We start from the raw sequence: 8,276 nt of genomic DNA, 5'->3' as shown, positions 1-8,276 counted from the left end.
GCACCCGCGCGGACCAGCAGCCCCCCGCGGCGCCGACGGGCGTCCCCCTGCCCTCGGCGTCGGACCCGGTGCTCTGGCCGCAGCGCGAGGCGCTCAAGGCGGCACTGCAGTACCCGGGCCTGGCGGGACCGCTCTTCGACTCGCTCCCGGGCGAGTGCTACACCCATCCCGCCTACGCCCTGATCGCGGACGCGCTGTCCGCGGCCGGGGGGTGCGCCTCCGGCAAGAGCGGCGCGAACTGGGTGTCCGAGGTGTCGCGGGGACTCGAGGACGACGGTCTGCAGCGGCTGGTGGGCCTCATGGCGGTCGAGACGCTCCGCGTGGCCGAGGACGCGCTGCCCCGCTACGTCTCCGGCGTGCTCGCCCGCCTACAGGAGGTGTGGGTGTCCGGCCAGATCGCGGACCTCAAGTCCAAGGTCCAGCGGATGAGTCCGGCCGCCGACCCGGAGGGGTACTCGGCGCTGTTCGGCGACCTCGTGGCGTTGGAGGAATACCGGCGCGGACTGCTCGAGCAGGCCGTGGGCGCCACGCCCGACATCGCCTGAGCTCGCGATTTGGTCCGATGGTCGCCCTCGCACTAAGGTGAGTTCTCGGTGTCCGACGTGCTCGTCGGTCACCGGCAGCAATCCCCCATAGCTCAATTGGCAGAGCATTCGACTGTTAATCGAAGGGTTTCTGGTTCGAGTCCAGATGGGGGAGCAGTAGATCAGGCCGGAGGAGACACTCCTCCGGCCTGATCCGCATTTCGGGGTCAGCCGGGCTGGAGTGTCCGGAAGTCGCCGCGGTCGAAGTCGACGCGGAACCGCCTGGAGACGATCCGCCAGCCCGCGGGGGTCCTGGTCCACAGGTCGGAGTACTCGCCGAAGCACTCGTAGCTCAGTCCGGCCTGGTCTCCCGTCCCGAGGTGAAGCACCCGCGCGTACGTCAGACTCCTCGCCCGGTCCTCGTCTCCGTCGAGCGCGAGGTGCACCCTGTGGTTGCCCAGCAGATGCTGGGAGGGGCCATACCCGCCGAGGTGGTCCCGCACCGTCCGGACGATCTGCTCCCGACCGGCCGCCCCGTACCCGGTCGCGGATTCGGTGAACAGCTCTCCCAGCCCGTCCCAGTCGCGGGTGTCCAGAGCGGTGGCGATGTCCGCCAGCCGCTCGATGATCTGGTCCCTGTCACTGCTCATCACCTTTTCCTAGCAGGAATCGCCGGGCGATCTCAGCCTTCGTCGTTAACCTGGCGCCATGACCGACGCCGAAGTCACCCTCTCGACCGGCCGCGTCCGTGGGACCGAGCTCGGTGACGTCGTCCGCTTCTACGGCATTCCGTACGCCGAGGACCCGGTCGGCGAGCTGCGCTTCGCCTCCCCGGTCCGTAGAGCGCCGTGGGACGGGGTCCGTGATGCGACGAGGCCCGCCGCCACCGCCCAGAGGCTGAGGTTCGACCCGGACCCGGCGATCCCCGAGCCGATCGTCGCGGGCACCGACATCCTGCACGTGGACGTGTGGGCGCCGGCGACGGGTTCCGGGCACCCGGTGATGGTGTGGATCCACGGGGGCGGCTGGGAATCGGGGTCGTCCCATCAGCCGTGGTTCGACGGTGCGACCTTCGCCCGCCGGGGGATCATCGTGGTCTCGGTGGGCTACCGCCTGGGTGTCGAGGGCTTCACGCCGTTCCCCGACGCCCCGGACAACCGCGGGATGCTCGACTGGATCGCCGCCCTCGAGTGGGTCCGGGACGAGATCGCCGCGTTCGGCGGAGATCCCGACAGGGTGACGGTCACCGGGCAGTCGGCCGGCGGGGGAGCGGTGCTGTGCCTGTTGGGTTCACCGCCGGCGGCAGGGCTGTTCCACGGGGCGATCGCGGCGTCACCGGCGGTCCTGCGGGCCCCGGCGACCCGCCCGCCCAAGGGGATCACCGCGGAGGAGCTGGCGGCCGGGGGACGTGGCGCCGTGGACGAGTTCCATCGGCGCCTCCGGCGCGAGAACCAGTTCACGCTCCCGTTCCGTCCGGTGGTCGGAGGCGAGACGGTCCCGGCCCCTCCCCTCGAGGCGGTCGCCGCAGGCCCTTCAACGAGCGTCCCGCTGCTCATCGGTTCCACCGCGACGGAGTTCGAGGCCGTCTCGGACAAGCTCCCGGGTCCGGCGCTGGTGCCGGGGGCCGCGTTCATGGCGGTGTCCCAGCAACTCCCCAGGCAGGGGCTCAGGGCGCTGGCCCGGCAGTCGAACGGCCGGTCTCTGCGACGGAGCGTGGGCGCGGTGATCGACGCGGCCGCGATCCACTCCACGGTGGCCCGCGCAGCCGAGACCAGGGTGGCCGCCGGCGACCCGACGTGGGTGTACGACTTCTGCTGGACCGGGGGAAACGGGCCCAGGCACTGCGCCGACCTTCCGTTCTTCTGGGCCGTCCCGGACGGGGAGAACGTGGAACGCTATCTCGGTGCCCCGCCGCCGGCGGGTCTGGTCGAGGGGATGCACGACTCGTGGGTCGACTTCGTGACCACCGGCGATCCGGGTCATCCCGCCTATGAGTCGCCCGAGCGGCTGGTCATGGCATGGGACGACCCGCCCTCGCAGGTCGCCGACGGACTCTCGGCAGTGCGTGCCGTCTGGTGGCCGGAGGACCGGTGAGGGGTCTTGCTACGATTGCGCGGCACGTGCCGGTGGATGCTCCCGGCGCGTGCGGGGGGCTATAGCTCAGTTGGTTAGAGCCGCGGACTCATAATCCGCTGGTCGCGGGTTCGAGCCCCGCTGGCCCCACCATCACGACGCCGATGCGCCGACCACCCCGGGTCAGTACGCCAGACCCATCCGCAGCGCTCCGACCGCCTCCGAGAGCGCGGCGCGCGCGAGCGGGGTGGCGCCGACGGCGTTGACGAACGGGTGGACCATCGTGGAATGCCGGCGCAGCGAGACCTTGACGCCGGCGTCGGCCATCTTCCGCGCGTACGCCTCGCCCTCATCGCGCAGCGGGTCGAACCCGCCGGTGGCGACGTGCGCCGGGGGCAGGCCGGAGAAGTCCTCGGCCAGCAGCGGGGAGGCCCGCGGGTCGAGGCGGTCGTCGTCGGAACGCAGGTAGGTGTTCTCGTAGAAGTCCATGTTCTTCCCCGTGAGGAAGAAGCCCTCGCCGAACAGCTCGAACGAGCGGGTCCGCGTCGACATGTTGGTCGCGGGGACGAACAGCAGTTGGAAGTCGGGGGTCTTCTCGCCGGCGTCGCGGGTCTGTTGACACACGACCGCCGCCAGGTTCCCGCCCGCGCTGTCGCCGCCCACCGCGATGCGCGTCGGGTCGACCCCGAGGGACCCGGCGTTGTCCCGCACGTACCGGAACGAGGCCAGGGCGTCCTCGGCCGCCGTGGGGAAGAGGAACTCGGGGGCCAGACGGTAGTCCACGCTGAGAACCTTGAGGCCGCCCATCCGCGCGATGTACCGGCAGGTCGCATCGTGGGAGTCGATGCTCCCGAGCACCCACCCGCCGCCGTGGAAGAACACGAGCATCGGCAGCGCTTCGTCTCCGTGGACGGGGGAGTACAGGCGGGCGGGCAGGTCGGCCCGGGCGGTCTCGTCGCCGGGCTGATCCGTTCCGGCGAGCGGGAGGACGAGGTCCTTGACGACGGCGAGGTCGATCCGGTTCCCCGAGACGGTGTACGCCGACCGCTCCACCGTCTGGCGTGCCTGTTCGACCGGCATGTCCTCGTACTCGCCCTCGGACAACAGGGACATCACCCGGACCCCGGCCTGGAAATGCGGGTCCAGCACCTGGCCGTCGATCCTCCGGGGGGCGCCACCTGCCAGCTGGATGACCGGACCGGGTAGAGAACCAGAGGCGGTCATGGCCGCCTTGGTGAGGCGGTCGGCGATCGAGGGGCGGAAAGTCCTGTGTCCGGACATCGGTGAGCGCATTGCCACATTGTGCCGAGGATGGAGAGGATGATCGGGGAGAATCGACGAAGGGACTGGTCATGCGTTCAGATTCGGACCCGGTGGTGCACGTCGAGGGCCTGGTCAAGACGTTCGGCGCCACCCGGGCGCTCGACGGCCTGGACCTCGACGTCCGCCGCGGCGAGGTACACGGCTTCCTGGGGCCCAACGGTTCCGGGAAATCCACCACCATCAGGATCCTGCTGGGTCTGATGCGGTCCGATTCGGGACGGGTGACCCTGTTCGGCCGCGATCCGTGGCGCGATGCGGTCGACCTCCACTCCAGGCTGGCGTACGTCCCGGGGGAGGTGACGCTGTGGCCCCGCCTGACCGGCGGCCAGTGCATCGACATACTGGGACGAGCGCTGGGGGGACTGGACCCGGCACGCCGCGACCAGCTGATCGAACGCTTCCGCCTGGACCCCACCAAGCGCACCCGTGACTACTCCAAGGGGAACCGGCAGAAGGTCTCACTCGTGGCGGCCCTGGCGTCCGGCGCCGAACTGCTCGTGTTGGACGAGCCCACCTCCGGTCTGGATCCGCTGATGGAGCAGGTGTTCCAGGGCTGCGTCCGGGAGGCCGTCGACGGTGGTTCCACCGTGCTGCTCTCCAGCCACATCATGGGGGAGGTCGAGGCGCTGGCCGATCGGGTGAGCATCATCCGCGACGGCCGCACGATCAGCTCGGGCACCCTGGGCGACCTGCGCCGCCACACCACCACGGAGGTCCACGCCGTCACCGACACCGATCCCCGCGCACTGGAGACCGTGGGCGGGGTCGACGGTCTGCGGTTGGAGCGCTCCGGGGACGGGCGGTTCGACGTCCGCTGCCACGTGCCGGCAGAGCGGCTCGCCGAGGTCACGGGGATCCTGCACGCGGCCGGCATACACACCCTCACCGCCACCCCACCCAGCCTGGACGACCTCTTCCTCTCCGCCTACTCGGGCGCGGGGGCCGCAGGGGGACCCGCAGAGGCGGGCACGACCCCCGGCGGGTCGCGGTGAACTCCGCATTCGCCGGCACAGGCCTGCTGGCCCGGATCGACCTGCGGACGGGGTGGCGCTCCGCCGCCGCGTGGGTCCTCGGGCTGGTCGCGCTGTATCTGCTCACCGCCGTCTCGATAGCGGCCCTGTACGACACGCCGGAGAAGCTCGCCACCTACTCCGCCTCCCTGGGCGAGGCGATGGTGATGCTCAACGGACGTATAGCGGGGCTCGACACCCTGGGTGGGGTCATGATGAACGAGTACGCGTTCATCGCCTCCTTCGCGATCCCGATCATGGCGATCGCCCTGACCGCTCGGTCCACCCGCCGGGAGGAGGAGACCGGCAGGACGGAACTCCTCCTGTCCGCCCGGACGGGTCGGCTCGCCCCGGTCACGGCGGCCCTCGTCGTCGTCGCCGGCGTGTTCCTCCTCCTCGGCGCCGGAATCTGGGCGTCGACGCTCGCCATCCCGGTCGACCGGACCGGGGCCGCGCTCTACGCGGCGTCGATCGTCGCCACCGGATGGGTATACGCCGCTGCCACTGCCGTGCTCGCGCAGGTGGTGGCCCACAACCGCACCGTGTGGGCGACGGGCATGACCTTGGCCGGACTCACCCTCGTCCTGCGGGGGATCGGGGACACCAACGAGAACTGGGTGAGCTGGACCTCCCCCCTGGGGTGGCACGGGTTGGTCCGGCCGTTCGGGGACCCCTCCGCACTCCCGCTGGTGGTGGCCGTCGTGACGGCCGGAGCTCTGTCCGCCGCCGCCCTGTGGCTCTCCGGTCGCCGCGATGTCGGCGCCGGGTTGGTGCCGGCCCGGACGGGCTCGGCCACGGCGTCGAGGTGGCGGGCGTCCGAGCTCGGCGTGGCGGTACACCAGCACCTCGGTGCGTTCATCGGATGGACGGTCGGGGTCGTGGCGCTCATGACCATGTACGGCGCCCTGATGAACGTCGTGGTCGAGGCGATCATGTCCAACCCCGCCCTCGCGGCCTTCCTGGTCGAGTCCCCGGCGCTCGTCGACTCCCTCGTGCAGATGCTCGTCGTGTTCGTCGGGATCCTCGGCGCGGGGTTCGCCCTCCAGACCCTCGGCGGACTGCGGGGGGAGGAGACCACGGGACGGTTGGAGCTCGAACTCGCGGCCGGCCGCTCGAGGTGGTCACTGTTGGCCCTGCACACCGCTGTGGTCGCCGCGGGCGCCGTCCTGGTCGTGGTGGCGGGTTCCGCGGCCTTCGCGCTGGCCACCTCCGTCGCCCTCGACGACCCGGACTCACTGGGGCGCATCGTCGCGGCCGGGTCCTGGCAGGTGCCGGCCGCGCTCGTATTCGTCGGGGTGTCGGTGGCCCTGTTCGGGTGGGTACCCCGCATGCAGGCCCTGGCCTGGGCGCTGTTCGCCGTCTCCGCGGTCGTCACGTTCATGGGCCCCACCCTCAGACTCACCGAGTCCCAGATGCGCCTGTCACCGTTCGGTGCGGTGGGGCGGGCCCCCGTCGGGCCGGTCGACACGATCGGGGTGGCGGTACTGCTGCTTGTGGCGGTCGCCCTGGTGGGCGCGGGGCTGGTCGGGTTCCGTCGGCGCGACGTGCCGCGGACGTGACCGCCGAGCTGACACACTGACCACACAGCTGTAGACGATCCGGCCGACGACGGCCCGATCTGACATCACCCGGGAGGATCACATGTCGGACGAGTTCGATCGAGACCGGCTGGACGCAGCCCTGGCGGCCGTCGAGGACTGGCCGGTGGACAACGTCTCGGCAGCGGTCGTCGGTCCGGAGGGGCTCCTGGCCGTGCGTGGCGACGAGGACCGCGTCTACCGTCTCGCCTCGGTGACCAAACCGATAGTGGCCGTGGCCGCGCTCCTCGCTGTCGAGGAGGAGGCGATCTCCCTCGACGAGGCCGCCGGGCCCGAGGGCTCGACCGTCCGCCACCTGTTGGCCCACGCATCCGGTCTGGACTTCAGTGATCGCGGGAAGGTGCGCGCCGGGCCGGGGGAGCGACGCATCTACTCCTCGGCCGGCTTCGAGGTGCTCGCGGATCACATCGCCGACGCCACGGGGATCGCCTTCCCCGACTACCTCACCGAGGCCGTGTGTCAGCCGCTCGGGATGGGATCGACGGTGCTCGAGGGCTCGGCCGGACACGGTGCCTCGGCCAGCCTCGCCGACCTGGTCGCCTTCGCGACCGAACTCGTGGCACCGCGGCTCCTGGCGCCCGAGACACTGGAGGAGGCGGTGAACGAGCAGTTCCGCGGCCTCGACGGCGTCGTGCCCGGTTACGGAATGCACAAACCGTGTCCGTGGGGTCTGGGGTTCGAACTCCGGGAGGCCAAGTATCCCCACTGGACCGGCCAGCACAATTCTCCCGGGACCTTCGGGCACTTCGGACAGTCGGGCACGTTGCTGTGGGTGCAGCCCGAGATCGAGACGGCCCTGGTCGTGCTCACCGACCGCGACTTCGGGGACTGGGCCAAACCGCTGTGGCCGGAGTTGTCGGACAGGGTGGTGGACGCCGCAACCCGTCGCAGCCGCCCGGAGGACTCCCTCGGGGGCTGACGCACCCTCCTCGCCGACACGCCGCCGGGGACTCACACCGGCGGGATTACGGTGCTGTAACTTTGCTGAGAATGCAGAAGTGTCGCTGGTGTAATTCGTTCACTTGAGGCACAGTTGTGTACTACAACCACATACGAATCATCGTTCACACGATATCGCGAGGTCGTTGGGGAAGACGTCCCTCAGTGAGTCGGGAGTGAAGCGATGTCTGATCTGAACCATTTCGCGGATACGACGACCGGCGTGGTGTTCATCCATGCCGCGCCTACCGCGTTGTGCCCTCACGTCGAGTGGGCTCTCGCGAGCACCCTCGACGCGTCCTCCGCCATGCGTTGGGAGGACCAGCCGGCCCAGCCGGGCGCCCGCAAGGCGATCGTCGACTGGATCGGTCCGGTCGGCACCGGTGCTCGCCTGGCCGATTCGCTGGCCAAGTGGTCGATGCTGGCCTTCGAGGTCACCGAGGACCCGAGTGACCTCGTCGACGGCGAACGCTTCTCGCACACCCCGGAACTCGGGATGTGGCGAGGCCAGACGGGCGCGAGCGGGGACGTGGTGATCGGGGAGAACAGGCTCCGGCACCTCATGGCCGCAGGCCCCGCCGCGTTCCACGCCTCGGTGGACGCCGAACTCGGCACCGCATGGGACCGCGCGCTGGAGCCGCTCCGCGGGCATCCCGCCGCTGCCGAGGTCACCTGGCTCTCCCGCGTCGGCTGACGAGCGCCGACAGGCCGGTTCCGGTCGGCGATCCCCGACTCACGACGACTCGCCGACGAACGCCCGCACCCTCTCGGGGTGCGGGCGTTTTCGTGCCGCGGGGCGGGCCGGGGCG

General features: G+C 70.7%; 7 protein-coding genes, 2 tRNA genes and 1 pseudogene. 8 read left to right on the top strand and 2 right to left on the bottom strand.

Translation table 11 applies throughout. The features are described from left to right. Positions 1 to 545, top strand: a pseudogene (locus G6028_RS04160) (DNA primase); the annotation flags it as partial. 81 nt (positions 546 to 626) lie between these two features. Then, positions 627 to 699: transfer RNA gene (locus G6028_RS04155), tRNA-Asn, on the top strand. Positions 700 to 751: 52 nt separating this feature from the next. On the opposite strand, the gene G6028_RS04150 is transcribed toward G6028_RS04155, so the two are convergent. Then, positions 752 to 1,174: a nuclear transport factor 2 family protein gene (locus G6028_RS04150; protein WP_182658135.1), complete on the bottom strand. Its 423-nt coding sequence runs from the start codon at positions 1,172 to 1,174 to the stop codon at positions 752 to 754. Positions 1,175 to 1,232: 58 nt separating this feature from the next. Here G6028_RS04150 and G6028_RS04145 point away from each other — a divergent pair, with 58 nt between their 5' ends. After that, positions 1,233 to 2,618 (top strand): carboxylesterase/lipase family protein, encoded by a 1,386-nt coding sequence (locus G6028_RS04145; protein WP_182611192.1) that lies wholly within the window; start codon positions 1,233 to 1,235, stop codon positions 2,616 to 2,618. A gap of 55 nt (positions 2,619 to 2,673) precedes the next feature. Next, positions 2,674 to 2,750: transfer RNA gene (locus tag G6028_RS04140), tRNA-Ile, on the top strand. 30 nt (positions 2,751 to 2,780) lie between these two features. Here G6028_RS04140 and G6028_RS04135 read toward each other — a convergent pair. Further along, positions 2,781 to 3,890, bottom strand: coding sequence for an alpha/beta hydrolase (locus G6028_RS04135; protein WP_241730530.1), 1,110 nt, complete (start codon positions 3,888 to 3,890; stop codon positions 2,781 to 2,783). Positions 3,891 to 3,949: 59 nt separating this feature from the next. Between G6028_RS04135 and G6028_RS04130 the strand changes: the two genes are divergently transcribed. The 4 genes from G6028_RS04130 to G6028_RS04115 all read left to right on the top strand — a co-directional run bounded on the left by G6028_RS04130 (position 3,950) and on the right by G6028_RS04115 (position 8,161). Further along, entirely contained in the window at positions 3,950 to 4,912 is a 963-nt protein-coding gene (locus tag G6028_RS04130; RefSeq protein ID WP_179524983.1) for an ABC transporter ATP-binding protein, read from the top strand. Next, on the top strand, positions 4,909 to 6,489 hold the full coding sequence (locus G6028_RS04125; RefSeq protein ID WP_182658134.1) for an ABC transporter permease: 1,581 nt from the start codon (positions 4,909 to 4,911) through the stop codon (positions 6,487 to 6,489). Before G6028_RS04130 ends, G6028_RS04125 begins: the two co-directional genes overlap by 4 nt. An 82-nt stretch (positions 6,490 to 6,571) precedes the next feature. Beyond that, on the top strand, positions 6,572 to 7,447 hold the full coding sequence (locus G6028_RS04120; protein ID WP_179524985.1) for a serine hydrolase domain-containing protein: 876 nt from the start codon (positions 6,572 to 6,574) through the stop codon (positions 7,445 to 7,447). Positions 7,448 to 7,651: 204 nt separating this feature from the next. Beyond that, entirely contained in the window at positions 7,652 to 8,161 is a 510-nt protein-coding gene (locus tag G6028_RS04115) for a DUF3145 domain-containing protein (protein ID WP_179524986.1), read from the top strand. Positions 8,162 to 8,276 lie beyond the last annotated feature (115 nt).

This window comes from Dietzia cercidiphylli (genome assembly GCF_014145145.1).
In the GTDB taxonomy this organism is placed as follows: Bacteria; Actinomycetota; Actinomycetes; order Mycobacteriales; family Mycobacteriaceae; genus Dietzia; species Dietzia natronolimnaea.
This window is presented reverse-complemented; position numbering and strand designations above follow the sequence as displayed.

What these genes read in the sequence shown, in the direction of transcription:
- G6028_RS04150 (WP_182658135.1), bottom strand. Translation starts at nt 1,174, where the DNA reads ATGAGCAGTGACAGGGACCAGATCATCGAGCGGCTGGCGGACATCGCC.
- G6028_RS04145 (WP_182611192.1), top strand. Translation starts at nt 1,233, where the DNA reads ATGACCGACGCCGAAGTCACCCTCTCGACCGGCCGCGTCCGTGGGACC.
- G6028_RS04135 (WP_241730530.1), bottom strand. Translation starts at nt 3,890, where the DNA reads ATGCGCTCACCGATGTCCGGACACAGGACTTTCCGCCCCTCGATCGCC.
- G6028_RS04130 (WP_179524983.1), top strand. Translation starts at nt 3,950, where the DNA reads ATGCGTTCAGATTCGGACCCGGTGGTGCACGTCGAGGGCCTGGTCAAG.
- G6028_RS04120 (WP_179524985.1), top strand. Translation starts at nt 6,572, where the DNA reads ATGTCGGACGAGTTCGATCGAGACCGGCTGGACGCAGCCCTGGCGGCC.
- G6028_RS04115 (WP_179524986.1), top strand. Translation starts at nt 7,652, where the DNA reads ATGTCTGATCTGAACCATTTCGCGGATACGACGACCGGCGTGGTGTTC.